21 protein-coding genes are annotated in these 26,954 nt (G+C 71.1%); 9 read left to right on the forward strand and 12 right to left on the reverse strand.

What is annotated here, in order from left to right; genetic code table 11:
* Nucleotides 1-36 precede the first annotated feature (36 nt).
* From WMF28_RS18255 to WMF28_RS18270, 4 genes are all read right to left on the reverse strand, one after another.
* Nucleotides 37-2,988 (reverse strand): serine/threonine-protein kinase, encoded by a 2,952-nt coding sequence (locus WMF28_RS18255; protein ID WP_437603520.1) that lies wholly within the window; start codon nt 2,986-2,988, stop codon nt 37-39.
* Between the two features lie 250 nt (nt 2,989-3,238).
* Nucleotides 3,239-4,438, reverse strand: a complete 1,200-nt coding sequence (locus WMF28_RS18260) for a saccharopine dehydrogenase family protein (protein ID WP_437603521.1) — start codon at nt 4,436-4,438, stop codon at nt 3,239-3,241.
* 37 nt (nt 4,439-4,475) lie between these two features.
* Nucleotides 4,476-5,936, reverse strand: coding sequence for an amidase (locus tag WMF28_RS18265; RefSeq protein ID WP_437603522.1), 1,461 nt, complete (start codon nt 5,934-5,936; stop codon nt 4,476-4,478).
* A gap of 216 nt (nt 5,937-6,152) precedes the next feature.
* Nucleotides 6,153-7,175, reverse strand: coding sequence for a hypothetical protein (locus tag WMF28_RS18270; protein ID WP_437603523.1), 1,023 nt, complete (start codon nt 7,173-7,175; stop codon nt 6,153-6,155).
* A gap of 805 nt (nt 7,176-7,980) precedes the next feature.
* Here WMF28_RS18270 and WMF28_RS18275 point away from each other — a divergent pair.
* The 7 genes from WMF28_RS18275 to leuB all read left to right on the forward strand — a co-directional run bounded on the left by WMF28_RS18275 (nt 7,981) and on the right by leuB (nt 16,493).
* Complete coding sequence (locus WMF28_RS18275) at nt 7,981-8,409, forward strand: hypothetical protein (RefSeq protein WP_437603524.1); 429 nt, start codon at nt 7,981-7,983, stop codon at nt 8,407-8,409.
* A gap of 92 nt (nt 8,410-8,501) precedes the next feature.
* Nucleotides 8,502-10,211, forward strand: coding sequence for a biosynthetic-type acetolactate synthase large subunit (gene ilvB / locus WMF28_RS18280; RefSeq protein ID WP_437603525.1), 1,710 nt, complete (start codon nt 8,502-8,504; stop codon nt 10,209-10,211).
* A 137-nt stretch (nt 10,212-10,348) separates the two neighbouring features.
* Complete coding sequence (gene ilvN / locus WMF28_RS18285; RefSeq protein ID WP_437603526.1) at nt 10,349-10,897, forward strand: acetolactate synthase small subunit; 549 nt, start codon at nt 10,349-10,351, stop codon at nt 10,895-10,897.
* A 52-nt stretch (nt 10,898-10,949) separates the two neighbouring features.
* Nucleotides 10,950-11,963, forward strand: a complete 1,014-nt coding sequence (gene ilvC / locus WMF28_RS18290; protein WP_437603527.1) for a ketol-acid reductoisomerase — start codon at nt 10,950-10,952, stop codon at nt 11,961-11,963.
* A 34-nt stretch (nt 11,964-11,997) separates the two neighbouring features.
* Entirely contained in the window at nt 11,998-13,701 is a 1,704-nt protein-coding gene (locus tag WMF28_RS18295; protein WP_437603528.1) for a 2-isopropylmalate synthase, read from the forward strand.
* A gap of 84 nt (nt 13,702-13,785) precedes the next feature.
* Nucleotides 13,786-15,432 carry a citramalate synthase gene (cimA, locus tag WMF28_RS18300; protein ID WP_437603529.1) on the forward strand — a complete coding sequence of 549 codons (1,647 nt, stop codon included), beginning with the start codon at nt 13,786-13,788 and terminating at the stop codon, nt 15,430-15,432.
* Nucleotides 15,429-16,493, forward strand: coding sequence for a 3-isopropylmalate dehydrogenase (gene leuB, locus WMF28_RS18305; RefSeq protein WP_437603530.1), 1,065 nt, complete (start codon nt 15,429-15,431; stop codon nt 16,491-16,493). The genes cimA and leuB overlap by 4 nt, the downstream gene beginning before the upstream one ends.
* A 146-nt stretch (nt 16,494-16,639) precedes the next feature.
* On the opposite strand, the gene WMF28_RS18310 is transcribed toward leuB, so the two are convergent.
* Nucleotides 16,640-16,831, reverse strand: coding sequence for a hypothetical protein (locus WMF28_RS18310; RefSeq protein ID WP_437603531.1), 192 nt, complete (start codon nt 16,829-16,831; stop codon nt 16,640-16,642).
* Between the two features lie 344 nt (nt 16,832-17,175).
* Here WMF28_RS18310 and WMF28_RS18315 point away from each other — a divergent pair, with 344 nt between their 5' ends.
* Nucleotides 17,176-17,679, forward strand: a complete 504-nt coding sequence (locus WMF28_RS18315) for a hypothetical protein (RefSeq protein WP_437603532.1) — start codon at nt 17,176-17,178, stop codon at nt 17,677-17,679.
* Between the two features lie 249 nt (nt 17,680-17,928).
* On the opposite strand, the gene WMF28_RS18320 is transcribed toward WMF28_RS18315, so the two are convergent.
* Both WMF28_RS18320 and WMF28_RS18325 read right to left on the reverse strand, forming a co-directional pair.
* On the reverse strand, nt 17,929-19,305 hold the full coding sequence (locus tag WMF28_RS18320) for an MFS transporter (protein WP_437603533.1): 1,377 nt from the start codon (nt 19,303-19,305) through the stop codon (nt 17,929-17,931).
* A 237-nt stretch (nt 19,306-19,542) separates the two neighbouring features.
* Nucleotides 19,543-21,141 (reverse strand): serine/threonine-protein kinase, encoded by a 1,599-nt coding sequence (locus WMF28_RS18325; protein WP_437603534.1) that lies wholly within the window; start codon nt 21,139-21,141, stop codon nt 19,543-19,545.
* 384 nt (nt 21,142-21,525) lie between these two features.
* Here WMF28_RS18325 and dusB point away from each other — a divergent pair, with 384 nt between their 5' ends.
* Entirely contained in the window at nt 21,526-22,512 is a 987-nt protein-coding gene (gene dusB, locus WMF28_RS18330) for a tRNA dihydrouridine synthase DusB (RefSeq protein ID WP_437603535.1), read from the forward strand.
* A gap of 9 nt (nt 22,513-22,521) precedes the next feature.
* On the opposite strand, the gene WMF28_RS18335 is transcribed toward dusB, so the two are convergent.
* The 5 genes from WMF28_RS18335 to WMF28_RS18355 form a co-directional block, all read right to left on the reverse strand.
* Nucleotides 22,522-24,027 carry an HAD-IG family 5'-nucleotidase gene (locus WMF28_RS18335; RefSeq protein WP_437603536.1) on the reverse strand — a complete coding sequence of 502 codons (1,506 nt, stop codon included), beginning with the start codon at nt 24,025-24,027 and terminating at the stop codon, nt 22,522-22,524.
* A gap of 86 nt (nt 24,028-24,113) precedes the next feature.
* A complete protein-coding gene (locus WMF28_RS18340; protein ID WP_437603537.1) occupies nt 24,114-24,677 on the reverse strand; it encodes an STAS domain-containing protein in 564 nt (187 codons plus the stop codon).
* 7 nt (nt 24,678-24,684) lie between these two features.
* Nucleotides 24,685-25,251 carry a SpoIIE family protein phosphatase gene (locus WMF28_RS18345; protein ID WP_437603538.1) on the reverse strand — a complete coding sequence of 189 codons (567 nt, stop codon included), beginning with the start codon at nt 25,249-25,251 and terminating at the stop codon, nt 24,685-24,687.
* Nucleotides 25,248-25,823, reverse strand: a complete 576-nt coding sequence (locus WMF28_RS18350; protein ID WP_437603539.1) for an ATP-binding protein — start codon at nt 25,821-25,823, stop codon at nt 25,248-25,250. Before WMF28_RS18350 ends, WMF28_RS18345 begins: the two co-directional genes overlap by 4 nt.
* Before the next feature lie 317 nt (nt 25,824-26,140).
* Nucleotides 26,141-26,830: a hypothetical protein gene (locus WMF28_RS18355; protein ID WP_437603540.1), complete on the reverse strand. Its 690-nt coding sequence runs from the start codon at nt 26,828-26,830 to the stop codon at nt 26,141-26,143.
* Nucleotides 26,831-26,954 lie beyond the last annotated feature (124 nt).

A 26,954-nucleotide genomic window follows, 5' to 3' on the forward strand; every position in this document is an offset into this window, starting at 1 on the left:
GGGGTTCCGGGGGTCGACCGCCACGAGGAACGCCGGCTACCGGATGTTGCCCATGGTGCGCAGGATGAGCTGCTCCAGCGCCTCCCTGCTGCGGCGCTCGTGCTCGGCCGCCTCCCTGGCCCGCCGCTCCTCGGCGCTGGCCCGGGCCTCGGCGTCGCGGGCCCCGGTCTCGGACGCCCGCGCCATGTAGCGCGCCGCCCGGGCGTCCCGGGCCGCCTTGCGTGCTCGCTCGGCCGCGTCCTCGGCCCTGTACCGCGCCTCCTCGGCCTCCTTCTGCAGGAGCTCGGCCCGCAGCCGCTCGTCCTCCGTGTTCTTCCGGGCCCGCTCGGCCGCCTCGCGGGCCGCGCGCTCGTTGGCGAGCGCCTGCTCGAGGTTGTACTCGGTCAGGCGGATCTCCTCGAGCTGCGCGGTGATGACCTGGTTCTGACGGACCACCTTGATGATCCCCAGGGCGGCCAGGGCGACCAGCAGGGAGAGCCCCGTCATGATGCCGATGATCAGCGTGCGCCGCCTGCGCTGCGCCTGGCTCGCCAGCCGGAGCACCGCGTCGAGATACCGCTGCTCCCGCTCGGGCAACTGGCCTTGATAATAGACCCTCTCGCAAAAGAGGCGCGCCTCCTGGGCGATCTTGCCGCGCCAGAGGGTGTCGTCGCCGCAGCCGCTCGACTCCCACTGCCTCGCCGCCACGCGCAGCTTGTCGAGGAACGCCGCGTCCTTCTGGTTCTCGTCGAGCCAGCGCAGCAGCGTCGGCCAGCGCTCGATGAGCGACTCGTGCACGATCTCGACCCGGTTGCCGGCGTCGTCGCGGCCCGTCTCGACGGCGAGCAGCCGCGCATCCGAGAGGACGTGGACGACCCCCTCGAGCTCGTCCGGCTCCCCCGGCAGCTCGCGGATCTCCCGCAGGCTGGCGATGGCCCTCGTGCGCTCGGGCGTGACAAGGCGCTCGAACACGGCCCGGCAGAGCTTCGCCTGGCGCCCGCTCATCCCGGCCAGCACCGTGTCGGCGTGGCTCGCGAGCGTGCCGGCCACGCCGCCGATCGCCTCGTAGCTCGCCCGCGTCAGGAGCCGGCGCTTGCGATCGCGCAGATCCCACCACCGCGCCGCCATGAACTGCAAGAGCGGCAGCGCGCCGCGGGTGGTCTCCAGCACGTCGAGGATCTCCTCGACCAGCGCCGGATCGTCGATCTCGTACCGCGCCGCCTGGACAGGCCTGGTCAGCGCCTCGCGCAGCCCGGCGCGGCCGATGGGCGGCAGGACCACGAGCCCGCGGGTCACCGCCGTCATGAAATGCCTGTCCTCGGCCACCCGCTCGATGAAGTCCGACCGGATCGACAGGATGACGCGCAGGGGCGACGAGGCGTCGTCCGCGACGCCCCCGAGGCACGAGAGGAACGCGGCGCGCTCTCCGGCGTCGCACGAGAGCGTGTAGAGCTCCTCGAACTGATCGACGAAGAGCGCGACGCGGCGCTGCTTCCGGGCCGACCACGCGCGCAGCTCGGCCCCGAGGTAGCCCGGCTCGGCGCGCAGCCTCTCGAGCAGCAAGCGCCCGCGCGATGACTCGATGTCGAGCGACTCCGGCCGCTCCGAGCCGCCCCTCGACAGCAAGGAGGGATGGTTGAGCAGCTCGGCGAGCGCCGCCATGGGCTCGCGCCCGGGCCGGAGGATGAGCGACTCCCACCCTCCTCCCGATCGCTTGAGCGCCGGGACGATCCCCGCCCGGACGAGCGACGACTTGCCGACGCCCGACGCGCCGACGATGGCGAGGAGCGGCTCGCTGCGGAGGCGCGTCACCATCCTGGCGACGTCCTCCGCGCGGCCGAAGAAGCGGTCCGCGTCGGCCTCCTGGAACGCCGACAGGCCCGCGAACGGGCTCTCGTCGGCCCCGAGGACGATCTCGTGACGCCCGGGCAAGAGCGGCAGGAGCTCGGAGAGGAGCTGCTGCGCCGAGGCGGTGCGCTCGGCCTTCCGCTTGCGCAGGCAGCGATCGATGATCGCGCCGAGCGCGCCGAGCTCCGGGCGCTCGCCGTCGAGCTCGGGCATGGGCTGGTCGAGCAGGGCGACCTGCATGAGGCTGTGCACCGTCACCGGCGCGAGCGGGTGCGCGCCGGTGACGAGCTCGTAGAGCATGATGCCCACGGCCCAGATGTCGCTCTGGTGATCGATCCCCTCCCCGAGCCACTGCTCCGGGGACATGTACGGTATCGTCCCCATCATCGCGCCTTCGCGCGTCAAGGTCGTCCGGAGCGAGATAGGAGGCCGATCGATCGAGCCGGCGACGTCCGTGTCGAGCAGCTTGGCGATGCCGAAGTCGAGCACCTTGAGGGCGCCGGACGCCTCCAGCATGATGTTCTCGGGCTTGAGATCGCGGTGGACGATGCCGAGCTTGTGGGCGCAGGAGAGGGCGCGCACCACCGGCACCATCATCTCCACGGCCGCGCTCGCGGACACCGGCGCGGTCGCGACCGCCTCGTCCGCGCCGGCCGGCCTGCGCTGATCCATCCAGGCGCGGAGGCTCTGGCCCTCGATGTATTCGAGCACCATGTACGGGTATCCGTCGTGCTCGTTCACATCGTGGATCGTCACGATGTTCTCGTGCTTGCAGAGCGCGGTGGCGCGGGCCTCGACAAGGAACCGCTGGAGCCTGACGCCGGTCAGGGTGGTGACGACCTTGATGCCCACCAGGCGCCCCAGGCGCACGTCGCGGGCGAGGAAGACGGTGCCCATGCCCCCTCGGCCGAGCTCGCGGATGAGCTCGTAATGTCCGATGAGGGTCCCGGCGCGGATGGCCGGACCGGCGTGCCGGCTCGACGTGGGCGATCCGAAGGGCTCCTGGGCCACCGAGGATCGCCGCAGAGGGGCCGTCCTGCTCGCGGAGCTCTCCTCCGGGCGCCGCGCGGGGTCGGTCGACGCGATGGCCAACGCGGACTCCGCCGTCAAGGTGCTCGTCAGGCCACCGCTGCCGGCTACGAGCCCCGGCGACAGGGGCATCGCCGTCTCCTCCCCGCCAAGGCGGGTCTCCTCCGTGCCGGTCACTTTCCCCGAGGATACTCCAGGGACTCAGCCTTTCACAATGTCAGATGGTGGGGTCATTTGAACATGAAGGTGGGAAGAAAATCTCAATGACCTTCTCGCCTTCATGTGACCTCTCTCCGGGCCAATGCCCCCACCACCCCGAGATGGGCAGTGCGGCCTGGTACGCTGGGAGTGGCCCCCGTCTTCAACGGATCACCGCCGCCGCTCACCCCTCGAGCAGCTCGAACCGGATCCCCGCCGCCTGCAGCCGCTCGATGAGCCGCTCCCCCATCGCGACGGCCGGCGTGAGGACCCCGGCGCGCGCCGGCAGCCGCTCGCGGTCGAACGCCATGCAGAGCGCCGACTCCGCGACCATCTTCGCCGTCTCCGAGTAGCCCGGATCGCCGCCGCTCACCCGCGTCACCACCCTGCGCGACGCGCTCTTGCCCTGGAAGGTGACCTGGAACCAGCTGCGCGCCCGCTCCTCGGCGCTCGGCCCCTCCCCCGGGCTGCGCACCTTGCGGAGCAGCTCCCGCGCCGGCCCCACCTTGGCGAGCGCCGCGACGGCGCCGAAGCCGGCGATCCCGACCACGAGCTGCAGCCCGGACTTGACCTGCATGTAGTGCCCGTACTGGAAGTCGGGGCCGTAGACGTCGAGCTCCCGCGCGCTCCGCAGCACGACCTGCGGATCGATGCTCGGCATCGGACAGACCCAGGCGCGCAGCCCCTTCTCGTAGCGGATGCGCGCCTTGACCCCCTGCACCTTCCGCGCGCCGGGCGCCCCCTCGGGGCGCGCTTCGCGCTTCCGGCTGCCGCCGCGCGCCATGATCTCGAGCAGCGACTGCCAGGTGCCGCCGGAGAAGCTGGCGTGCGCGCGCACGATGCCCTCCACCACGATCGGCTCGCCCGCGGGGAGCCTCGTCACCGTGAAGAGCGCCCCGAGGTCGTGCGGGATGCTGTCGAAGCCGCAGCAGTTGACGATCCGCACGCCGCGCGCGCGGGCGGCCTCGTGGTGGCGCTCGACGAGGCGGTCGACGAACTCGGGCTCGCCGGTGAGATCCGCGTAGTCGGTGCCCGCGCGGATGCACGCCTCGACCAGCGGCTCGCCGCGGGTCGAGTACGGGCCGACCGTCGTGATGACCACGCGCGCCTGGCTGGCCATGCGATCGAGCGACGCCGCGTCCTCCGACGTCGCCTCGACGACGCCGACCGAGGAGCAGGCCGGATCGATCGCCTCCAGCGCCGCCTTCACCTCGGCGAGGCGCCCCGCGTTCCGGCCGGCGATCGCCCAGCGGATGGATCGTCCTGCAGCGTCGTCCCGGGCAGAGGCCTCCTTGCCCTTGGTGGCGAGATACTCGGCGACGAGGCGACCGGTGAAGCCGGTCGCGCCGAAGACGATCACGTCGTACGTGCGGTCGATGGTCATGGGGGGAGCCTTGATACCACGACCGCGGGCGGGAACGTCACCGTCGGCACCACGACAGAGACGGCGGGACCCAGCCGCCGAACGAGCGCTCCAGGTGCTGCGCCACGGCGATCGTCACGTGATCGTTGCCGTGGATCGCCGCCACCTGGACGCCGAGCGGCAGCCCCTCGGCGTTGAGGCCCAGCGGGACCTGCGTTGCCGGCATCTCCATGACGTTGAGCACCGCCGTGTACGTCCACTGGAAGGGCGGCAAGAGAGGCGCGTAGTGCCGCGGCGCGGGCGTCGGATACGACGGGTAGAGCATCACGCCCCGCTCGCCGATGCGCGACACGAGCTCGGCGCGGAGCGCCTCGCCGAGCTCCAGGGCGCGCGCGATGCGCGAGGGGACCATCCTGCCGACGTCCTCCAGCAAGGTGAGCCCGAGCGCGGGCAGCGTGTGCGGCGAGCGGCGGATCGACCAGCGCGCGAGCTCGCGCGGCAGGCTGACCGGGCGGCCGCCCCCGAGCAGCGCCCGGAACGTGACGCCACCGGTCACGCCCAGCATCGCCGTCCAGATGTCGAGCGCCCGCGCGAGGAGCGCGATGCGCGCCTTGCGGACCGTCGCCCCGCGCGCGGCGAGCGCCTCCTCCGCCATCCGCTGCGCGGCCACGAGATCGCCGCTCACCCGGTGCACGCCGTCGTCCTCGACCGAGAGCACCGTCAGCCCGCCGAGGTCGACCGAGGCCGGGTCTCCGAGGGGCAGCGGCGCGCAGCTCGGATCGCCCGCGTCGGGGCCCGCGAGGACGCGGAGCACCGGCATGAGATCCTCGGCGCGCCGCGCGATCGGACCGGTCGTCATGAAGCGGAGCCCTCGCTCGCCGGGCAGCGGAAACTGGCCCGAGGTCGGCACGAGCCCGCCGGTCGGCTTGTGGCCGAAGACGCCGTTGAAGAAGGCGGGCATCCGGATGGATCCGCCGATGTCCGAGCCGAGCCCGATCGGCGCGCCGCCCGCGCCGACCACCGCGGCCTCGCCGCCCGAGCTGCCGCCCGCGGTGCGCGTCGGGTCGTAGGGGTTGTTCGTCCGGCCGTAGAGCCGGTTGTTCGTCTCCATCCACATGCACAGCTCCGAGACGTTCGTGACGCCGAGCGGGATGAAGCCGGCGGCGCGCATGCGCGCGACCGTCACCGCGTCCGCCTTCGCGCGCACGCCGGCGCGGGCGACGAGCCCCGCGGAGTTCGGCATGCCCGAGACGGCGAAGCTCTCCTTGATGGAGCACGGGACTCCGAGGAACGGCGGCGCGCCGGCGGCCTCGCCGCGCTCGAGGAGCCCGTCGGCGGCGCGCGCCTCGGCGCGGGCGGCGTCGAATCGGTTCGCCACCATGGCGTTGAGCGTCGGGTTCACGCGCTCGATGTGCCGGATATGGACCTCCACGACCTCGGCCGACGTCACGGCTCGGGCGCGGATCAGCGCAGCCAGCCGCGTGGCAGAGAGCAGGAGCAGCGGATCTCGTGAAAGCATGGGTGGGGTGGGATAAGGGATCAGGCTCGGGACGGCGGCCCAGGTCAAGGGTCTGCCACCTGGAGCCCGACAATGGCTCACCCACCCTGCCGAGCGCCAGCCGCGCGTGGGCCCTCCCGGGGCGCAGCCCCGGCGCCCCCCTCGCCTGGGGCAGCCCCGCGCCCCCCTCGCCTGGGGCAGCCCCGCGGCCGGCGCGCGCGGACGACCGCCGCCCGCCTACTCGCCCGCGGCGGTCCCCGCTGCGGCCGCGCCCTGCGCCGGCGCGGACGCGACCGCGTGTCCCCGCGCCCGCTGCGGGAAGGCCCACCGCACGGCCCCGGTCACCAGCCAGCCGACCGCGCCGCGGCTGTCGATCTGGATGCCCGGATCGACGTACACCTGCACGCGCTCGCTGAGCTCTGCGCCGACCTCCAGCACGCTCGTCGACACGACGCGGGGCGCGCCGCGGTGGTTGAAATGGAAGCTCTGGTCCGGCCCCACCCAGAACCCGCGCGGCAGCTCGATGATCGCGAAGGGCCGCACCACCGACGTCTGGATGTCGTCCCGCCGCGGATCGCCGCCGAACGACACCGCGTGCTGCAGCTGCAGCCCCAGCCGCGCGGGCCGCGCCACGCGGACGTACGCCTGGACGAGGGGCGCGACCTGGTTCTTGCCCGCGCCCAGCGCGCGGCGCGTCGCCGAGTCGAGGACGAGATCCGAGCCGAGGACGAGCGCGAACCGCGGTGTGGCGATCGCGCGGACGAGCGGCCGGATCAGGACGTCGCCGAGCCCCACGTCGCGCTGTCCCTCGAGCCCGCCCGCGTACGCGAGCGGCACGTCCGCGCGCAGCGAGAAGCTCCTGTTGAAGGCGTAATCGCCCCGCAGCACCGCGGCGTTGAAGAAGCCGCTGCTGCCGCGCGAGACGTAATCGTTCCGGAGCTCGATGAACGTGCCGAGGTTGGCGGCCGCCGTCGCTTGCGCCCGTGGCGCCGCGGCGCCACGGCGCTCCGGCCCGCGGTGCGGGGGCGCAGGCGCCACCGGCCGCGTGGGCTGCGCGGGCCGCGCGGACTGCGCGCTCGCGAGCGCCGCGACGTCCGCTCGTCGCACGGCGTCGACGCGATCCTCGGCGGCGCCGGTCGAGGCGCTGCACAGCGCGAGGAGCCCGACCGCGGCGGAAGAGCCCGCGCGTCGGCGCCGGCGGCAGCAGGGCGAGATCGTTCGACTGGCAGGGCACGCCTGCGCAACGCGATGCGCTTGCATGGCGGATCCATGGTGGCGTCGCGCGATCCGTCGGCAGTCGGTTCAAGGCAGCACTCCGCACCGCGGGCGCGCACGAGCCGAGGTCCGGCGTTTGCGCACACCTCCCCCCGGCGCTCCGGCCTCCGCTCGCCTCTGCGCGCTCCGCGCGATGCGCCCGATGCGCACGGTGCGCCTCGCGCGACCCGCTCGGCGTCGCGATCGAGCGACGCTTCCCTGCACACCGCGCGCGTCTCCGTCGCGGACATCGCCGCTCGAGAGACGCGGCGATGAGCGACTGAACGAAACTGAGCGAAACGGAACGAGCCGGAACGAGATCGAACGACCCGGACGGCGACCGTTCGCGCGGAACATCGCGCGCTTCTTGCAGGCATTGCTCGAACAAAAAACGTCTCGAAATGCCGCCGAAACAAGCGATCTGTAAAGAAACAGCTTGACGCGACGCAGCAGCTCTGCAAGGTAGAGACACTCACGCTATGCAGAAGTCGACATGCACCGCCAGCGCCCGCGCCTCCGGCGATGGGATCCCCGCTGTGAAGCTGGTGCACCGCGCTTCGACGGCGTCCTCGGCGGCCCGTTCGCTCGTCGTCGAGGGCGGCGTGTCCGTCGGGCTCCTAGCGGGCCTAACCATTCCTGCGCTCGTCAGCCTAACCGACATCGTCGGGCTGATTCGCGTCGGGAACGGGTGCGGGCCGCCGCTCTGAGCTGAAGCAGCATGGAGATAGGCCCCCGCACCGAGAAGGTCCGGGGGCTTTCCTTTTTCTGGCCTGTGGGTTCACGAAGAGCAGCCGTCGTCAAGGAGGATCAGGTGAGCAAGGAACATTCGAGGAAGAATCGCGAGGACGCCTCGAGCGAGGCCGTTGGCCAGCGCATCGCGGAGCTCGCGGAGCTCGTCGCCGCGGGCTGTGGGATGCCCGTCGCGTCGGGCGCCGTGCGCGAGGAGCTCGAGGCGCTCGTCGACGGGATCCGCGCGCGCGCCGGCGGCGGCGCCGCCCGGGCGCCCCAGCGCTCCTCGACGCACCTGAAGGGCGCGCGCCCGGACGGCGCGGCCGAGGCCTCGTTCGAGTTCCACTCCGACCCGCCCTCCACGCGATCCGGCTCGGACCTCCACGCGGGCGCCCCGGGCTTCTCGCGCGTCGTGTCGCTCGACGACGCGCGCAGGGTGCTCGAGGCCATCCGCCGCGAGGAGACGAGCGGCGACGGCCCCCGGGAGGACCTGCAGCGCGCGATCGCCTAACTCGCCGGGCCTCTTAAGAGACGGCAGAACCCCGCGGCCAAGGCGCCCCCGGGCGCCACCTTCACCAGCGTGACTCGATCGGAGTCAGGAATATGAAACGAACCGGTGCACAGATTATCTGGGAAGTCCTCGTCCGCGAAGGCGTGGACGTGGTCTTTGGTTATCCGGGCGGCGCGATCATGCCCGCCTACGACACGATCCTCGGCTACCCGATCCGCCATGTGCTCGTCCGGCACGAGCAGGGCGCGGCGCACATGGCGGACGGCTACGCCCGCGCCTCGGGCAAGGTCGGCGTGGCGATCGCCACCTCGGGGCCCGGCGCGACGAACCTCGTCACCGGGATCGCGACGGCGATGCTCGACTCCTCGCCGATCGTCTGTATCACCGGGCAGGTCCCCTCGAAGCTGCTCGGGACCGACGCCTTCCAGGAGACCGACATCACGGGCGTCACCCTCCCGATCACCAAGCACAACTACCTCGTGACCGAGGTCCAGGACATCGCCCCCGCCATCCGCGAGGCGTTCTACATCGCGCGCTCGGGCCGCCCGGGCCCGGTGCTCGTCGACATCACCAAGGACGCCCAGCAGGCGTCGATGGACTTCGAGCCGCCGAAGGACGAGGTCCGCCTGCCCGGCTACCGCCCCTCGCAGCAAGCCGTCCAGACGGAGATCGAGAAGGCGATCGAGCTCATCGACGACGCCGAGCGGCCGCTCATCCTGGCCGGTCAGGGCATCGTCAGGGCGGAGGCGACGCGCGAGCTGCTCTCCTTCGTGGAGAAGGCGGGCATCCCCGTCGCGTCCACGCTGCTCGGCCTCGGCGGCTTCCCGGCGACGCACCCCCTCAGCCTCGGCATGATGGGGATGCACGGCGAGGCGTGGGTGAACAACGCCATCCAGGAGGCCGACCTCCTCATCGCGCTCGGGATGCGCTTCGACGACCGCGTGACCGGCAACCTCAAGACCTACGCCGTGAAGGCGAAGAAGATCCACGTCGAGATCGACCGGTCCGAGATCAACAAGAATGTCAAGGTCGACGTCGGCCTCGTCGGCGACGTCCGGGACACGCTCCTGTCGCTCATCCCCGGGTGCAAGCAGCGCAACCGGAGCGAGTGGATCGAGCGCATCAGCGTGCTGAAGGGCGACTCGGCGGTCCGTGACATTCAACAATTGCCGTACCACGACAAACTGTACGCAGCGCACGTGCTGCACGACCTCTGGCGGCTCACCGACGGCAAGGCGCTTGTGGTAACCGACGTCGGCCAGCACCAGATGTGGGAAGCGCAGTACTACAAGCACGATCACCCGCGGAAGCTCATCACCTCCGGCGGGCTCGGCACGATGGGCTTCGCCCTGCCGGCGGCGATCGGCGCGCGCTTCGCGAAGTCGGACGACGAGATCTGGGTGGTCGTGGGCGACGGCGGCTTCCAGATGACCGCGTGCGAGCTCTCGACCTGTGCGCAGGAGGGCATCAAGGTCCACGTGGCCATCATCAACAACGGCTACCTCGGCATGGTGCGCCAGTGGCAGGAGTTCTTCTACAACCGGCGCTACTCGGCGACCCCGATGCGCAGCCCGGACTTCGTGAAGCTCGCCGAGGCCCACGGGCTGACCGGCATCCGCGTCACGAAGCGCGAGGAGATCGCGGGCGCGGTGGAGCGCGCCCGGGCGACGCCGGGCACCGTGGTCGTCGACTTCCGCGTCGAGCAGGAGGACAGCGTCTATCCGATGGTGCCCGCCGGCGCCGACCTGAACGACATGATCCGTCGCCCGAGCCCCATCGTGGAGACCGGGGAGGACCCGTGAACGCACCGGTAGAGGCGCGCGCCCCGAGCGCCCGTCCGGCGCCCCCGTCGCCCACGTCGGACGGGCGGCGCGCGTCCGAACGCGCTGCGGCCTTGGCTGCGCGCACCACTGACAAGAGGGACTTTCGAGAGGCATCCATGGATCGACCCATCCTGCGCACGTTCATCGCTTACGTCGAAGACCGCCCCGGCGTGCTCAACCGAGTGGCGTCCCTCTTCCGGCGCCGCGCCTACAACATCGAGTCGCTGAGCGTCGGGCGCACCCACATCGCCGGGATCTCGCGCCTGACCCTCGTCCTCGAGGCGGACGGGGACGGGGCGCGCCGCATCGAGGCGAACCTGTACAAGCTGGTCAACACCCTCTGGGTCCGGGACGTCACCCACACCGCCTCGGTCGCGCGCGATCTGGCGCTGATCAAGGTGAAGGCGAACGCGACGACCCGGGCGCAGGTGCTCCAGCTCTGCGAGGTGTTCCGCGCGCGCACCGTCGATGTCGCCCCCGAGGCGCTGACCATCGAGATCACCGGGACCGGCGACAAGATCGAGGGCCTGCTCGACGTGCTCCGCCCGTTCGGGATCATCGAGATGGTGCGGACGGGGATGATCGTGATGACCCGCGGCGCAGAGGAGGCGGAGGCCAGGTTCGACTCGATCCCTGCGCGCTCGGCCGACAGCGGCGCCGCCTGACGACGTGAAGGAAGGGAGCCGCGAGGTGCGGTCCCTGTTGAAGGAGATTGCGATGGCTAAAATTTTCTATGATAACGACGCAGATCTATCGCTCATCCAGAGCAAGAAGATCGCGATCGTAGGCTATGGCTCCCAGGGGCACGCGCACGCGCTGAACCTGCACGACAGCGGCGCCACGGTGATCGTCGCCCTGCCCGAGGGCAGCAAGAGCCGGCCCAAGGCGCAGGCCGCGGGGCTGCAGGTGGCCACGGTGTCCGAGGCCGCGAAGGCCGCCGACATCATCATGATCCTCGCGCCCGACACGTCGCAGGCGCGCATCTACAACGAGCAGATCGCGCCGCACCTCGGCCCGGGCAAGACGCTCATGTTCGCGCACGGGTTCAACATCCGCTTCAACACGATCACGCCCCCCGCGTCGGTCGACGTCTCGATGATCGCCCCGAAGGGCCCCGGGCACCGGGTGCGCGAGACGTACGAGGCCGGCGGCGGCGTCCCCGCCCTGCTCGCCGTCCACCAGGACGCGAGCGGCAAGGCGGAGGCGCAGGCGCTCGCCTACGCGAAGGGCATCGGCGCGACGCGCGCCGGGGTGCTCTGCACGACGTTCGCGGAGGAGACCGAGACCGACCTCTTCGGCGAGCAGGCGGTGCTCTGCGGCGGCGCGAGCGAGCTCGTGAAGGCCGGGTTCGAGACGCTCGTGAACGCCGGTTACCAGCCGGAGATCGCGTACTTCGAGTGTCTGCACGAGCTCAAGCTGATCGTCGACCTCATGTACCGCGGCGGCCTCAACTACATGCGGTACTCGATCAGCGACACCGCCGAGCAGGGCGACTACGTCTCCGGCCCGCGCGTCATCACCGACAAGACGCGCGAGGAGATGAAGCGCATCCTCGCCGAGATCCAGAGCGGCGAGTTCGCCCGCAAGTGGATCGCGGAGAACGAGGAGGGCCGGCCGAACTTCGAGGCGACGCGGGCCAAGGAGCGGGAGCAGCGGCTCGAGGTCGTGGGGGCCAACCTGCGCAAGATGATGCCGTTCATCGACCCCGTCACCATCAAGCCCGGCGACTGAGCCTCTCCACTCGTGGGAGGCGGCGGAGGACACCATGCCTGAGATGATTGCGAATCAAGCGATGCCCCAGTCCGATTACGTGCGCATCTTCGACACCACGCTGCGAGACGGCGAGCAGTCGCCGGGCGCGACGATGACGTCCTCGGAGAAGCTCGAGATCGCGCTCGCGCTGGCGAAGCTCGGCGTCGACGTCATCGAGACGGGCTTCCCCGCCGCTTCCCCCGACGACCTGCTCGCCGTCCAGACGATCGCCGAGCGCGTGGGCGCGGCCGCGCTCCCCGGCCGGCCCGCCGCGACCCCGCCGACCATCTGCGCGCTCGCCCGCGCCACGAAGGTCGACATCGACAAGGCGTGGGAGGGCGTCAAGCGAGCCGCGCACCCGCGGATCCACACCTTCCTCGCCACGAGCGACATCCACCTCAAGCACAAGCTCCGGATGAGCCGGGTCGAGGTGCTCGACCGCGTGCGGGCCATGGTCGCGTACGCGCGCGACCTCTGCGCCGACGTGGAGTTCAGCCCCGAGGACGCCGGCCGGAGCGAGCCCGAGTTCCTCTACCAGGTGCTCGAGGCCGCGATCGCCGCGGGGGCCACCACGCTCAACATCCCGGACACGGTCGGCTACACCATGCCGAGCGAGTTCGGCGCGCTCATCGCCGGGATCCGCAAGAACGTTCCGGGCATCGAGCGCGCCATCATCTCGGTGCACTGCCACAACGACCTCGGGCTCGCGACGGCCAACGCGCTGGAGGGCATCCGCGCGGGCGCGCGCCAGGCCGAGGTGACCATCAACGGCATCGGCGAACGCGCGGGCAACACCGCGCTCGAGGAGGTCGTCATGGCGCTCGCGACGCGCCGGGCCATCTTCGGGCTGCGCACCGGCATCGACACGACCCAGATCGCCACCGTGAGCCGGCTCGTCAGCGCGGCCACGGGCTTCAACGTCCAGCCGAACAAGGCGATCGTCGGCGCCAACGCCTTCGCGCACGAGTCGGGCATCCACCAGGACGGGATGCTGAAGCACCAGGAGACCTACGAGATCATGCGGCCGGAGATGGTCGGGGTGACGCAGACCCGGCTCGTCCTCGGCAAGCACTCGGGCAGGCACGCGCTCAGGAACCGGCTCGAGGAGCTCGGCTACCACCTGGACGAGGCCCAGCTCGCGGCGGCGTTCGCCAGCTTCAAGGCGCTCGCCGACAAGAAGAAGCACGTCACCGATCCCGACATCGAGGCGATCGTCTCGACCACGCGGGCGCAGGGCCCCGAGCTCTACACGCTCGACGCGCTCCAGGTCGCCTGCGGGACGACCGGGATGCCCACGGCCACGGTCCGCCTCCGCGGGCCGGACGGGGCGCTGCACGTCCGCGCCGCGATCGGCACCGGGCCGGTGGACGCCGCCTACCGGGCGATCGACGAGATCGTCCGCGTGCCGAGCAGCCTCCTCGAGTTCTCCGTGCACGCGGTGACCGAGGGGATCGACGCGCTCGGCGAGGTGAGCGTCCGGGTCCGGGCGGACGCGACGTCGGGCAAGCGGCACCCGCAGCACGACGCCGCGCCGCGGGTCTTCCACGGCCACGGCGCCGACACCGACATCCTTGTCGCGAGCGCGACGGCGTACCTCACCGCCCTGAACCGGCTGCTCGCGACCTACGGCGTCGAGCCCAGGGACGACGCGGCGGCGTCCGAGAGCAACGAGAGCAACCAGAGCGGCCACGGCGCCGCCGTCGAGAGCGCGAGGTAGGTCGATGAGCGGAGCGCGGAGGGCCCCCGCGAGGGCCCGACGAGCTCGGCGACCTGCTCTCGCTGCACAAGGAAGTTGAACCTTATGAATCCGCCTCTCAACGGCGCGGAGCAGGGCGCCCGCCCCACGGACCGCGTCGACATCTACGATACCACCCTACGGGACGGCACCCAGCGCGAGGGCATCTCGCTCGCGTGCGAGGACAAGCTGCAGATCGCGCGCCACCTCGACGCGTTCGGCCTGACCTTCATCGAGGGCGGCTGGCCCGGCTCGAACCCGAAGGACGCGCAGTTCTTCGAGCAGGCGAAGGACATCGAGTGGAAGCACGCGAAGATCGCCGCGTTCGGCTCGACGCGCCGGGCATCGCTCGCGCCCGAGGACGACGCCGGGCTGCGCGCGCTCCTCGCCGCCGGGACGAGCGTCTGCACGATCTTCGGCAAGAGCTCGACCCAGCACGTGACGGGGGTGCTGCGCACGACGCTCGACGAGAACCTCCGGATGATCGAGGAGACCGTCGCCTTCCTGCGGGCGCACGGCCGCCGCGTGATCTACGACGCCGAGCACTTCTTCGACGGGTTCGCGCTCGACCGGTCGTACGCGACCGAGACGCTGCGCGCCGCGGTGCGCGGCGGGGCCGAGGTGCTCACGCTCTGCGACACGAACGGCGGCTCGATGCCGTGGCAGATCGAGGCGGTGGTCGCCGAGATCAAGGCGCTGCTCGACCACCCGCTCGGCGTCCACGCGCACAACGACGGTGAGTGCGCGGTCGCCAACTCGCTCGCCGCCGTGCGGGCGGGCGCCCGCCACGTCCAGGGCACGATCAACGGCTACGGCGAGCGCTGCGGGAACGCGAACCTCTGCGCGATCATCCCGAACGTCGAGCTGAAGCTCGGCCTCCGGGCGCTGCCGGAGGGGGCGCTCGGCGGGATCACCGAGCTCTCGCACTACGTCGCCGAGGTGGCGAACCTCGCCCCCGACGATCACATGGCCTACGTCGGCCGGAGCGCCTTCGCGCACAAGGGCGGCGTGCACGTCGCGGCCATGCGGCGCGAGCCCGCGTCCTACCAGCACGTCGACCCCGCGCTCGTCGGCAACGCGATGCGCACCGTGGTGAGCGAGCTGTCGGGCCGCGGCAACCTCCTCAGCAAGGCCGAGGAGTTCGGGCTCCAGGTGCCGATCGGCGCCGAGGTGGAGGTGCTCGAGCAGATCAAGGAGCGCGAGGCGCGCGGCTCCTCGTTCGAGGCGGCCGAGGCGTCGGTCGCGCTCCTGCTCCACCGGAGCTCGCCCGGCTACAAGCCGCCGTTCCGGCTGCTCGATTTCAAGGTCACCGCGGGCCAGCGCGAGGGCGTCGGCACCTTCGCCGAGGCCATGATCAAGATCGCGGTCGGCGACGAGGTGGTGATCACGGCGGCCGAGGGGTCCGGCCCCGTCAACGCGCTCGACGGCGCGCTCCGCAAGGCGCTCGCGCCCGTGTTCCCGGCCGTGCGCGACATCCAGCTCGTCGACTACAAGGTCCGCATCCTCGACGGGCGCGACGGCACCTCGGCGACGACGCGCGTGCTCATCGACAGCCGCGACGCGCAGCGCCAGTGGAGCACCGTCGGCGCCTCGATGAACATCATCGACGCTTCCTGGCATGCGCTCGCGGACGGGATCGAGTATGGGCTCACGCTCGCAGCGAGAGAGCCAGAGCAGTACACATCCACGTTGCCTGCCAGCGAGGTCGCATGAAGGCCAATATCGTTCTTTTGCCCGGCGACGGCATCGGCACCGAAGTGGTCGCCGAAGCCCGCGCCACCCTCGATGCTGTCGCCTCCCAGTTCGGCCACAGCTTCACCTACTCGGAGCACCTCATCGGCGGGTGCGCCATCGACGCCACCGGCACCGCGCTCACGCCGGAGACGCTCGACGCGTGCCGCGCGGCGGATGCCGTCCTCCTCGGCGCGGTCGGCGGCCCCAAGTGGGACAACCCGAGCGCGAGCGTCCGCCCCGAGCAGGGGCTGCTCGCGCTGCGCCAGGGCCTCGGTCTGTACGCGAACCTGCGGCCGATCCGCCTGTTCCCGGAGCTCATCCAGGCCTCCCCGCTCAAGGCGGAGCGGCTCGCGGACGTCGACATCCTGGTCGTCCGGGAGCTCACGGGCGGGCTCTACTTCGGCAAGCCGCGCCTCCGCGAGGAGGTGAACGGGCGCAGGCGCGCGGTCGACACGCTCGAGTACACGGACGAGGAGATCCAGCGCGTCGTCGAGCTCGCCTTCCGCCTCGCGTCGTCGCGCAGGCGCCTCGTCACGTCGGTCGACAAGGCGAACGTCCTCGAGTCGTCGCGGCTCTGGCGCACGGTCGCGACCGAGGTCGCCGCGCGTCACCCGGAGATCCGCATCGAGCACCAGCTCGTCGACTCGTGCGCGATGCGGCTCATCACGTCCGCGTCGGCGTTCGACGTCATCGTCACCGAGAACATGTTCGGCGACATCCTGACCGACGAGGCCGCCGTGCTGGCCGGCTCGCTGGGGCTCTGTCCGAGCGCGTCGCTGGGCGACGGCACGCGCGGCGTCTACGAGCCGATCCATGGCTCGGCGCCCGACATCGCCGGCAAGGGGCTCGCCAACCCGATCGGCACGATCCTGAGCGCCGCGATGCTGCTCCGGCACTCGCTGCGGCTCGACAAGGAGGCAGCCGCGCTGGAGCGCGCCGTGGCGCAGGCCATCGCCGGCGGCGCCAGGACGGCGGACCTCGGCGGCAAGCTGTCGACCCAGGCGATGGGCGGCGCGGTGCGGGCGAAGCTCGCTGCCTGAACGCCCGCGCGGGGCGGCCTGGCAGCCCGGGGCCGGGGTCCACCGCCGGCCCCGGGGACCGGTTCACCACCGGCCCTCCGGGGCCTCGCGTTGCCGACGTCCGGCGCGCCGCTGGCAATCCGCCCTGTTCATCGTCGTCAATACCATCACCGCCCCCGGTCCGGCGCTTCAGGCCCTGTGATCCGGTTCGTCCGCCGCTGGCGCGCGATCACCGAGGACGCCGTGTCCTCCACGGGCGCCCGTTCGACCGGCGGCTCCAGGATCTCGCCCCTCGCGTAGCCTAGGAGCTCCAGGGCCGCGCGGTGCGCGCGCTCGATCGACCCGTCCATCTGGAGCACGAGGAGCGCGTCGGGATCGCGGAGAGGATGTTCCGCGCGCCGCGCTTGCCGCGCAGCGCTCGCTCAGGGGCCGGAGCCTCGGGGAGCGCCGCGCCACCTCGGTTGACCGAGATGCTCGTATTTCAGGGCGCCACCAGGGCCGCCTTCGAGCATGGGCCGCGGAGGATGTCGCCGAAAGCGTCCATGGTGTCTCAGGTGTCCTTCCTGGGGCAATCGACATTACTCCCCGGACACCACACATGATCCCGCGACGGGGAAGCTCAGGTCCTCGCGTGTCAACGCTCGTCGTCGAGATGGGCGATGACTCCATCCATATGAATTGATGTGCACAGGAGATTGGGAACATGAGTCAATTGACGAAGTTCGCATCGCTCGTCGCCCTCGCGACGGCCCTCTCCGCGGCCGGATGCGTGGCCGAGGCGATGGCGTCGGAAACGACGACGAAGGACACGACGGTCCAGACCGATGAGGCGAAGCAGGCATCTCAGGCCGAGGAGATGGACTCTGCAGATCAGGAGTCGAGCGTGGCGCCGGCGACGGGCGTGAGCCCGGAGGACCCGAGCGCAGCAGACCCCGGCTTGGCGGACCTCGGCTCGACGAGCTCCGGTGAGGAGGAGAGCGTCGGCGAGAACCCGGACGCGGCTTCACGCTTCTGGGGCTTCGGCGGCTGGGGGGGCTTCCGGCCCTGGGGCTTCGGCGGCTGGGGCTTCCGGCCCTGGGGCTTCGGCGGCTGGGGGGGCTTCCGGCCCTGGGGCTTCGGCGGCTGGGGCTTCCGGCCCTGGGGCTTCGGCGGCTGGGGCGGCTGGGGCGGCTGGGGCGGCGGCGGCTGCGGCTTCTGCGGCATCTAGCGAGGAGCGCGGCCGGCCGCGGCCTCTGCTCCAGGGGCGCGGCCGGGGGCCGATGAACGCGGCGCCGTGGCTCGGTCCTCGTCACGGCGCCGCGCCCAGGCCCTCACGACCGCGCGACAAGACCCTCGCGATGTCCGGATTCACCGAGGCTTCCTCGTCCCTCCGCGAGGGAGCCTCGGGCTCCAGGGGGCGCCCAGCAGCCGCGGAGGCGCCCGCGTGCCCCTCGCGCCCCCCCGGGACACGCCTGGATCAGGCGTCGGCCTCGGCGAGGCTCGGGATGCGGTTCACGAGGAAGCGGGTCCTCATGTAGCACCACCACGTGAGCCCCATGCAGGTGAGATAGAATACGAAGAAATACATGAGCGCCGTCGAGGCCCCGCCCGTCGCCTTGATCGAGGCGCCGAAGCTCCGCGGGATGAAGAAGCCGCCGAGCGCCCCGAGCGCCGAGGTGAACCCGAGGACGGCAGCGCTCTGGCGGCGCGCGGTGATCAGCGCCTCCTCGCGCGCCGCCTCGCCCCTGCCCTGCGCCGCGCGGAGGTGGTCGCGCCGGAAGAGGACGGGGACCATCCGGAAGGTCGAGCCGTTGCCGATGCCGGTCGTTATGAACATGACCATGAACATCGTGACGACCCCGGCGTAGCTGTTCTCGTCGAGGAAGTGGATGATCCCGAGCGACGCGAGGCCCATCACCACGAAGTTGCAGAACGTGATGCGCGCTCCGCCGATCTTGTCCGCGAGGTAGCCGCCCAGCGGGCGGGCCACCGAGCCGATGAGCGCGCCCAGGAACGTGAGCTCGAGCGTCACGGTGGGGAACTGCATCTTGAGCAGGAGCGGGAGGGCCGCCGAGTAGCCGATGAACGAGCCGAACGTCCCGATGTACAGCCAGGCGATGATCCAGGTGTGCTTGTTCTTTGTGGCGGCCAGCTGATCTTTGAAATTCGACTTCGCCGACGCCAGGTTGTTCATGAAGAAATACGCGCCGGCCGCCGAGATGAGGATGAACGGGATCCACATCAATCCGGCGTTCTGCAGGTAAATCCCCGACTCGGTGTGATACCCGCCGATCGCCGTCGCGACCGCGCCGGGCCCGATGATGAGGGGCACGATGAGCTGCACGTTGCTGACGCCGACGTTGCCGCCGGCGGCGTTGAGCCCGAGCGCCAGCCCCTTCTTCTTGTCAGGATAGAAGAACGAGATGTTCGTCATGCTGGAGGCGAAGTTGCCCCCGCCGAGCCCCGCGGTCCCCGCCGCGATCGCCATCAGCCAGAACGGCGTGTCGGGCCTCGTCACGAGCACCGAGAGCGAGATCGCGGGAATCAGCAGCAAGAGCGCGCTGACGACCGTCCAGTTGCGCCCGCCGAACCTCGGGACGGCGAACGTGTAAGGGAACCGGATCAGCGCGCCGACGAGGCCCGGGATCGCGACCAGCAGGAAGAGCTGGTCCATCGTGTAGTTGAAGCCGACCTTGGGGAGCCGGGTGGCCGTCACGCTCCAGAGCAGCCAGACGGAAAAGCCGATGTTCTCGGCGATAATCGACCAGATGAGGTTCCGACGGGCGATCCGCTTCCCTGTCTTCTCCCAGAACGCATCATCATCGGGATTCCACTCGGTAATCAAAGTCGACATCTGTCCTCCTCACCGAGACCGGGGCGCGCCGCCTTGAAACAGGGCGAGTCGAAGCAGCCGCTCTCCGATCAATTCCTGCTCTGCATCGGCCCTCGCGTCATACCGCTGGAGATCAAAAATCGGAGTTTCTCGTGTGTTTCTGAACCGTTTCGACGCATTTTTTCCGCGCGGCGTCGACTTCGTGGACGGCCGGCGGCGCAGCGAGGACAGGGCACGACGCCGCGCGGCGCCCCGGCTCTATCGAGCTGAGGCGGTGTGCGTCGAGCCGCCCCGCGTCGGGGCGACGCGCTCGGGCGGCGCCTCGATCTGGCCGAGCTTCTCCGCTCGATCGGCCACCCAGAAGCGCTCTGCGTCTGCCGCGCTCCAGGCGGACTCGTCCAGCAGCGGGAGGAGCGCGTCGAACAGCGCGCGCGCGCTCTGGAAGCGGTGGCGCGGGTCCTTGGCGAGGCACCGCAGGACGAGGCGATCGATCGCGCGGGGGACGGCCGGGCCGCGGCGCACCGACGGCGCGAGGGGCGCCTTCGTCATGTGCGCGACGAAGAGCTGCCCGGACGACGAGCCCTCGAACGGCAGCTCGCCGGTGAGGAGGAAATAGAGCGTGCCGCCGAGCGAGTAGACGTCGCTGCGCACGTCCGCGCGCTCGCCGCGGCACACCTCGGGCGCCATGTAGGCGGGCGTCCCGCAGAGCATGCCGCTGTTGGTCAGCTCGGCGTCCCGGTCGCCCTCCACCATCCGCGCGACGCCGAAGTCGAGCAGCTTGACGAAGTCGTGATCGTCGCCGACGCGGGTGACGAAGAGGTTCTGCGGCTTGATGTCCCGGTGGATGATCCCGGCCTCGTGCGCCTCGATGAGCGAGCGGCAGGCCTGCAGGGCGAAGCGCACTGCGCGCGCCACGGGCATGGGGCCATAGCTGCGCACGATCGCGGCGAGATCCGCCCCGCGCAGGTGCTCCATCGCGATGTAGTAGATGCCGTCGTCGCTCGCGCCGAAGTCGAAGATCCGGATGGTGTGCGGATCGCTGAGCTTGCTGGCCGCGTGCGCCTCCTGCTCGAAGCGCTTCAGCAACCCCGGGTCCGGCGCGTCACGGGTCCTCAGGAGCTTGAGCGCGACGCCGCGCTGGAGCGTCTCGTCCCAGGCGAGCCAGACCTCGCTCATCCCCCCCTTGCCGATCGGCGCCTCGAGCCGATACCTGCCCAGCTTGCGCGCCTGATACACCTGCTGCCGCGCGGCCCAGACGACGTGGCTCGACAGGGCCCCGATCACCCCCGAGGAGGGGACGAAGATGTAATGGCTCGCGGCCGTGAGCAGCGTCGTCGGGTCGAGCCACGCCGCCAGGATCGACGGGGAGAAGATCGCGGCGATGCCCATGACGGCCGGGAAGGCGAGGAACATCGGCGCGGAGGCGACGAGCGCCTTGCCGAACGGCGCCGGCACGAGCGCCGTGCGCAGCAGCACGACGATGGAGAGCCCGTGCATGTACGTGCTGGTCAAGCCGCCGAAATCGAGCGCCATGAGCGAGATGAAGAGCGCGGCGACGAGGAACGCCGCGTCGTACCCGAGCAGCACGACGCGCCCCGAGAGCGTCGGTCGACCCGTGAGCCGGTACACGGCGATGGCGATCGCCTGCTCGATCATGCGCATGACGATGCAGCGCCACACCGGCGCCGCGGGGTACAGCACGGTCGCCATGAACACGTCGACGAGCGTGAACGCGGGCCAGATCCAGAGCGCGACCCGGAAAGCGCGGCGGACCGCGCGACGGACGCTCTCGGTGTCGTGGGCGGACAGAGCGCTCCGCGGCGCGCCGATCGGGCGGGTCTCGCGCTCCCTGAGCATGCGTGACGAGGCCGAGCGCTCAGCGCGGAGAGCCTCTCTGGTCAGCGCACGCTTCATGGCGACACTCGAGGGTCGCCAGAGCCGCGCCGAACGTCAAGCCAGCGTTGCTGGCTTCGGCGCGGCTGGTTTCCTCGGTCACTATGGCGGGCTGCCCCGCTCGCCGTCTCCCACCCAGGATGTCATACCAACAAGGTCGCTCGCCGTCCGACCTGCCGTGTTCGTGCGCTGATCGCATACACGCCCCGAGGTCCGAGGTGATGAATGCCGGCCGCGCCTCCGCGTCGCGGCGCGGGACCGAGCTCGGCGGGCCCGGCGCCCGGCGCGCCGGAGGTCGCGGCGTCGCCCTGGTCAACCGGCCGGATCCATGCTTGAAAGCTCGCCACCGTGCCGCTCTCGCCTGAAAGCTTTCGCCGGCTGTTCGAAAGCCGCCCCGTCGTCCTCGCGCCCATGGAGGACGTGACGGACGCCGTCTTCCGCCGCATCTGCCGGGAGCTCGGCGCCGAGCTGTGCGTGACGGAGTTCGTCAACGTCGAGGGGCTGCTGCGCGGGTGCAAGACCGCGCGGCGCAAGCTCGCCCTGTCCGCCGACGATCAGCCGACGGCGATCCAGATCTACGGCGCCAACCCGGAGCGCCTCGCCGAGGCCGCGCAGGTCGCCGAGCAGGCAGGGCCGGCGTTCCTCGACGTCAACTGCGGCTGCTGGGTGCCGAAGATCGCCGGCCGCGGCGCGGGCGCGGGCTGGCTGCGCGATCCGGAGGCGATGGTGGCGATGGCCCGGCTCGTGACGCGCACGGTCGCGCTCCCGGTCACCGTGAAGACGCGCATCGGCTGGGGACCCGAGTCCCACATGCCGATCGTCGACCTGGCGCGCCGCCTCGAGGACGCCGGCGTCGCCGCGCTCACGATCCACTGCCGCACGGCCCAGATGGGGCACAGCGGCGCGGCCGACTGGAGCTGGGCCGCCCGCGCGCGCGAGGCCGTGTCCATCCCCGTGGTGGTGAACGGCGACATCAAGACCGCCGACGACGCGGCCCGCGCGTTCCGGGAGACGGGCTGCGCCGGCGTGATGGTCGGCCGCGCCGCGATCGACCACCCCTGGGTCTTCCGCGAGGCCCGGGCCCTGCTCGACCACGGCGCGCGGCTGCCGGCGCCGACGGCCGAGGAGCGCCTCGCCCTGTGCCGGGCGCACCTCCTCGCGAACACCGAGGCGCGCGGCGAGCCGCACGGCGTGCGCGTGACGCGGCGCCACCTGACCGGCTACCTCCGCGGCCTCCCCGGCGCGTCCGCCCTCCGGCGCGAGCTGCTCTTCTGCGACAGCCTGGCGGGGTGCCTGGACATCCTCGACAGCGCCGCGCAGCGGCTCGCGGCCTGAGGCGGCCGCCTACATCCCCACCGGGCTCGGGTCGTCGACCGGGGCGGGCTCGCCGTTCTGCGGCTCGGCGCCCGGCGGCGCGCCCATGGGGTCGTGCGGCAGGCTCCCGCGGTGCGAGCGGAGCAGCACGTGGGGTGTCGCCAGGAGAAAGTTGGAGACGCGGGACGTGTAGATGTCCGCCGAGCGCTCGATCTGCCGGGCCAGGTGGCTCTTGTCGTTCCCCGCGCGGAGGAGCAGCCCCCACCGCGGGTTCAGCGTCTCGGCCGACGCCTTCGCGAGCGGAGCGATCCGCGCGTCGAGCGCCGCGAGGCTCACCTTGAGCTCGTTCATCTTCGCCTGGACCTCGGCCTCCGTCGCCCCGACGACCGGCCCGTAGCCGGCGCGCATCCGCTGGAGCTCCAGGCGCAGCCTGGCGTAGATGCGCTCCGCGTCCTCCTTCTCCCGCATCCAGAGATCGAGGCGCGCCTCGGCCCCCCGCGCCTCCTCGATGGCGAGGATCTCGTCCTCGAGCTCCCGGATGATGAGCGCCGTGCGCCACCGCAGGGCGCTCTTCGACACGTGCACATCTCCATAGATGTGATCGCCGATATAGAGGATCTCGTCGCCGGACAGCCTGAGGTGATGCTCGACGAGCCCGGCGTTGCCGCCGAGGTAGTGCCCGCCCTCGCGCAGCCGGCCGGCCGGGCGCAGGAGGCCGTCCTCCGTGACCACCTCGAAGAGCGGGCTGCGGCTCGAGAAGAACTCCGGCTTTCGCGCGGACACGATGACCACGTCGAACAGGTCGCGCCACGTCATGCCGTCCGGCAGGAAGCGATCGAAGGCGTAGCTCATCATCGCGTGCGTGTAGACCCACTCGGAGTTCGTGATCAGGACGAGCTTCTTGCCCGCCTCCTTCTGGTCGAGCACGGTGAGCGGGGTCTCCGGATCGAGCAGCACGAACCGCTCCGGATCCGCGATGATCTCGGCCTTCAGCTGCCCCTCCATGTGCGTCGCGTCGAGGCGATCCTTCACGCGGCGGTAGATGTCGCTGTAGCCGAGCACCTCGGGAAGCCGGCGCTGATCGAGCAGGTCGACGAGCTTCGCGTACATGCACCCTTCCGAGAGCGAGAAGAGCGTGTTCAGGAAGACGTAGCGCCCGTCCGCGAGGTCGACGATCGTCCGCGCGTAGGTGGCGCGCTGGGTCTCGAAGTCGATCGGTTGGGTGCCGTGATAGGCCCGCTTCACGTACCCGAACCGGTTTACCTTGAGCAGGTTGCCGAGCTCGGTGTCCAGGATGAGCCCCCGGATCACGAGGTCCGGCTCGAAGGTCAGGTCCCCGACCGGCCAGCCCTCGCTCTCCAGCAGGTGGCGGAGGTGCTCATACGCCCGACGCTCCCACGCCTCCACCCGGTAGTGGATCAGCGTGTAATCCATGTCGTACCCGATCGCCTTGATCGAGCGGAGGTTCAGCGTCCGGTTGCAGAAGATCCCCCGCTGCTTGGGCGGCGGAGCGGAGAGGCAATCCAAATTGTCCATGGTGATCGCCCGGAGAGCGGTCGTGAGGCATACCAGGGACCCACGGCGTTGCCCACCCGGACCATCGCCGTCACGCGGCCGTCAGATCAGCGGCGCCTGAGCCGGCTCTTGCCGTTTTCCCGCCGATCGGTGCTCGCGCTGGACCGCGGCGTCCGCCCGGCCGCCGGCGCGCGCCTCGAGTCGCTGCGGTCGTCCGCCTCCCATCCGTCGTCGTCGTCCTCGTCGTCGTCCTCGTCGTCGAAGAGATCGTCGTCGTCGTCGTCGTCGTCCTCGTCGCGCGCCTCGGCCCGGCGCACCTCGAGCCCGAGCATGGTGAGCGCCTGCTCGAGCGTCAGCGCCGTCTTCACGGCCTCGAGCTCGACCCCCATGGCCTGCAACGTCATCGCGATCTCCGGGCTCAGCCCGGACAGGATCGTGGGCGTGCCCATGAGCCGCGCGGCGGAGGCCAGGTTCGAGAGCACCGCGCACAGGTGGCTATCCATGATCCATACGGCCGTGAGATCGATGACCAGCCCCTTCGCCCCGCTCTCGTGGATGGCCCGCAGCACCTCGGTGTTCAGCTGCTCCGCGAGGTCGTCGGTCACGTCCCCCTGGATGGGCACCAGGATCCGGTCCCAGAGGTTGATGATCGGAAGGCGCTTGAGCTCCATGGTCATCCTAAGGTTCGATGTCGGCGATCAAGACCGTTGAGTCGTCGTGCGAGCGCCGGTGTCGGCTCATGAGGACGCGGCACGCCTCCGCGGCCTTCATCCCACGCAACAGCGAGAGGTCGAAGCGGGGGGAGACCCCGTCGGAGAAGACGGCGAGTCGGTCGCCCGGCGCGAGCTGCGCGTCGAAGATCCGGACCTTTCCGAGCGACGCGCCGAGGATGCCCGGGCTCTGGAGCCACTGCACGCGCGTGCCGTGAGACATCAGCTCGACGTTGCCGACGCTGCAGCCCTGGAGCCGCCCCTCCTGGAAGCGGCAGATCATCCCGGCGGCGCCGCGGGTCCCGCGGAGCCGCGCGTGGAGGCGGTCGACGAGGGCACGGACGTCCTCGCCGCTCGGCGCGTCGCCGAGCGCCTTGAGCGCGACGTCCGCCGCGGCCGCCGCGTGCTCGCCGTGGCCCAGCGCGTCGATGACCGCGAAGACGACGCCATCCTTGCCGGCCCGCACGAAGACAGCGTCGCCGCTGACGCGCTCTCCGTCCTTGGGGAGGATGGTGTGCTCGACGGCGAGCTTCACAGGTGGACCTCGATCTCCACCCGCGTGCCTTTCGGTCCCGAGTCGATCTGAAAGCGATCGGCCAGCCGCTTGACGCCGATGAGGCCGCGACCCATGCCGGTCTTGCTCCTGTAGCGGCCGGCGAGGATCTCCTGCAGGTTCTGGATACCGCTGCCCTCGTCCGCCGCGACGATGAGGAAGCGGACCGGGCTGTCGCGCTGCACGGCGATCTCGATCGTCCCGCCCGGGGTATAATGAACGATGTTCCGGGCGAGCTCGCTGACGATGGTCGCGACCTTGTGCGAGGTGAAGCTCTTTGCGCCGGCCGCGTCGCAAATGGCCTTCGCGCTCAGGCGCGCCTCGCTGATGTCGGCCTCCACGTTGATGGGCATGACCCTGGAGCGCCGCGAAGGTCGATCGCCGCCGATTGCAGAAATTTCCGACTTGAGCCGCCCGAGCCGCGCCGGATCGACATAAAGGCGAGCCCGGCGCTCGATGCTGGGAATGATGTCCGGGAGGTCGTCGAGCGAGAACCTCTCCGGCTGGATCTCCGCCTCCCGCATGGCCCGGAGCAGGACTCCCTCTGCATTCATCGCCGAGAGATAGCCGAGCAGGACGTTGAGAATCTGTTCGTGCGCGGGAGTCATCCGGGAAGAGCCTGGAAGGGCAGGTTACCGGGGCCCCGTGTCCGCGTCGAGTGCGCGGCGACGGCCTCGCAGTGTACGTCAGCCAACGCACACACATGTGTGGCCGAACGAGTCCGCAGGGCTCGCTCGGCGAGTCGCCTGCGGCCCGCGGCCCGGTGGCTTGTCCGGTAACGCCGCACCGGCGCCGGCCCGTGTCGGCCGCTCGTCAATCTGTCCGGCTCCCGGCAACGCTCATGCCCGGATGGCAGGCGCATCGACGTCGCTCAGGTCGGGTAGTACGACGTCTGCCCCTGGCTCAGCTCCTCGGTGATCTTGTTTTCCTCGAGAAGCCTCTTGATCGGCTCCTGGAGCTCGGCTGCGGGGGTGCCCATCGCCAGCGCAAGGTCGTCGATGCCCTGGCCCGGCTCAATTTCCACATGGGCGAGCAGCGCCTCGGCGATCTCGTCCCCGGGGATCCCGGACGGCGGGTTCTCCGGGCTCACCGGACGGGCTTGCTCGGCCCCTCTCCCGGCGGCCGCCGCCAGGGCGCCGGCGCTCGCGGCGCGCGCCCTGGCCGGTGCGGCGGCCGGACGCGCGGCGCCCCCGGTGGTCCGCGGTGCGGCGGCCGGACGCGCGGCGCCCCCGGTGGTCCGCAGTGCGGCGGCCGGACGCGCGGCGCCCCCGGTGGTCCGCGGCGCCGCCGCTTTCTTGTGCGGCGCAGCGCGCTTGGGGGTGGGGGCCTTGCGCGACGGCGCGCTGCGGGCCGGCGCGGCCGGGCGGCTCGGCACCGGGCGGCTCGGCGCCGGGCGGCTCGGCGCCGGAGCGCGCTCGGCCTTGCGGGCCGGCGTCATGGGAGTCGCGGCGGGCCCGGTCGATATCCCTGCGGCCTTGATGTCGACTTCCAGGTACCGCGCCGCGTTCTGGACAACGTCCTTACGGGCCAGCGCTCTCATGCCCTCCAGGAACTTGGCCACCAAAGAACGAATCTCATTCTCGATCTCGACATCGGATATCACGCAGCCGCCGTCTCACGAATCCCCCGGAATGTCAACGTCTTCCGCGCGGAGTGGCCCGCAGAGACCGGAGAAACCCGGACGA

Source organism: Sorangium sp. So ce590, assembly GCF_051521365.1.
Classification (GTDB): Bacteria; Myxococcota_A; Polyangia; order Polyangiales; family Polyangiaceae; genus Sorangium.

Bases quoted from the DNA above. Each gene is read 5' to 3' on its own strand.
- WMF28_RS18255 (WP_437603520.1), bottom strand. From the start codon at position 2,988: ATGCCCCTGTCGCCGGGGCTCGTAGCCGGCAGCGGTGGCCTGACGAGC.
- WMF28_RS18260 (WP_437603521.1), bottom strand. From the start codon at position 4,438: ATGACCATCGACCGCACGTACGACGTGATCGTCTTCGGCGCGACCGGC.
- WMF28_RS18265 (WP_437603522.1), bottom strand. From the start codon at position 5,936: ATGCTTTCACGAGATCCGCTGCTCCTGCTCTCTGCCACGCGGCTGGCT.
- WMF28_RS18270 (WP_437603523.1), bottom strand. From the start codon at position 7,175: ATGCAAGCGCATCGCGTTGCGCAGGCGTGCCCTGCCAGTCGAACGATC.
- ilvB (WP_437603525.1), top strand. From the start codon at position 8,502: ATGAAACGAACCGGTGCACAGATTATCTGGGAAGTCCTCGTCCGCGAA.
- ilvN (WP_437603526.1), top strand. From the start codon at position 10,349: ATGGATCGACCCATCCTGCGCACGTTCATCGCTTACGTCGAAGACCGC.
- ilvC (WP_437603527.1), top strand. From the start codon at position 10,950: ATGGCTAAAATTTTCTATGATAACGACGCAGATCTATCGCTCATCCAG.
- WMF28_RS18295 (WP_437603528.1), top strand. From the start codon at position 11,998: ATGCCTGAGATGATTGCGAATCAAGCGATGCCCCAGTCCGATTACGTG.
- cimA (WP_437603529.1), top strand. From the start codon at position 13,786: ATGAATCCGCCTCTCAACGGCGCGGAGCAGGGCGCCCGCCCCACGGAC.
- leuB (WP_437603530.1), top strand. From the start codon at position 15,429: ATGAAGGCCAATATCGTTCTTTTGCCCGGCGACGGCATCGGCACCGAA.
- WMF28_RS18315 (WP_437603532.1), top strand. From the start codon at position 17,176: ATGAGTCAATTGACGAAGTTCGCATCGCTCGTCGCCCTCGCGACGGCC.
- WMF28_RS18320 (WP_437603533.1), bottom strand. From the start codon at position 19,305: ATGTCGACTTTGATTACCGAGTGGAATCCCGATGATGATGCGTTCTGG.
- WMF28_RS18325 (WP_437603534.1), bottom strand. From the start codon at position 21,141: ATGCTCAGGGAGCGCGAGACCCGCCCGATCGGCGCGCCGCGGAGCGCT.
- WMF28_RS18335 (WP_437603536.1), bottom strand. From the start codon at position 24,027: ATGGACAATTTGGATTGCCTCTCCGCTCCGCCGCCCAAGCAGCGGGGG.
- WMF28_RS18340 (WP_437603537.1), bottom strand. From the start codon at position 24,677: ATGGAGCTCAAGCGCCTTCCGATCATCAACCTCTGGGACCGGATCCTG.
- WMF28_RS18350 (WP_437603539.1), bottom strand. From the start codon at position 25,823: ATGAATGCAGAGGGAGTCCTGCTCCGGGCCATGCGGGAGGCGGAGATC.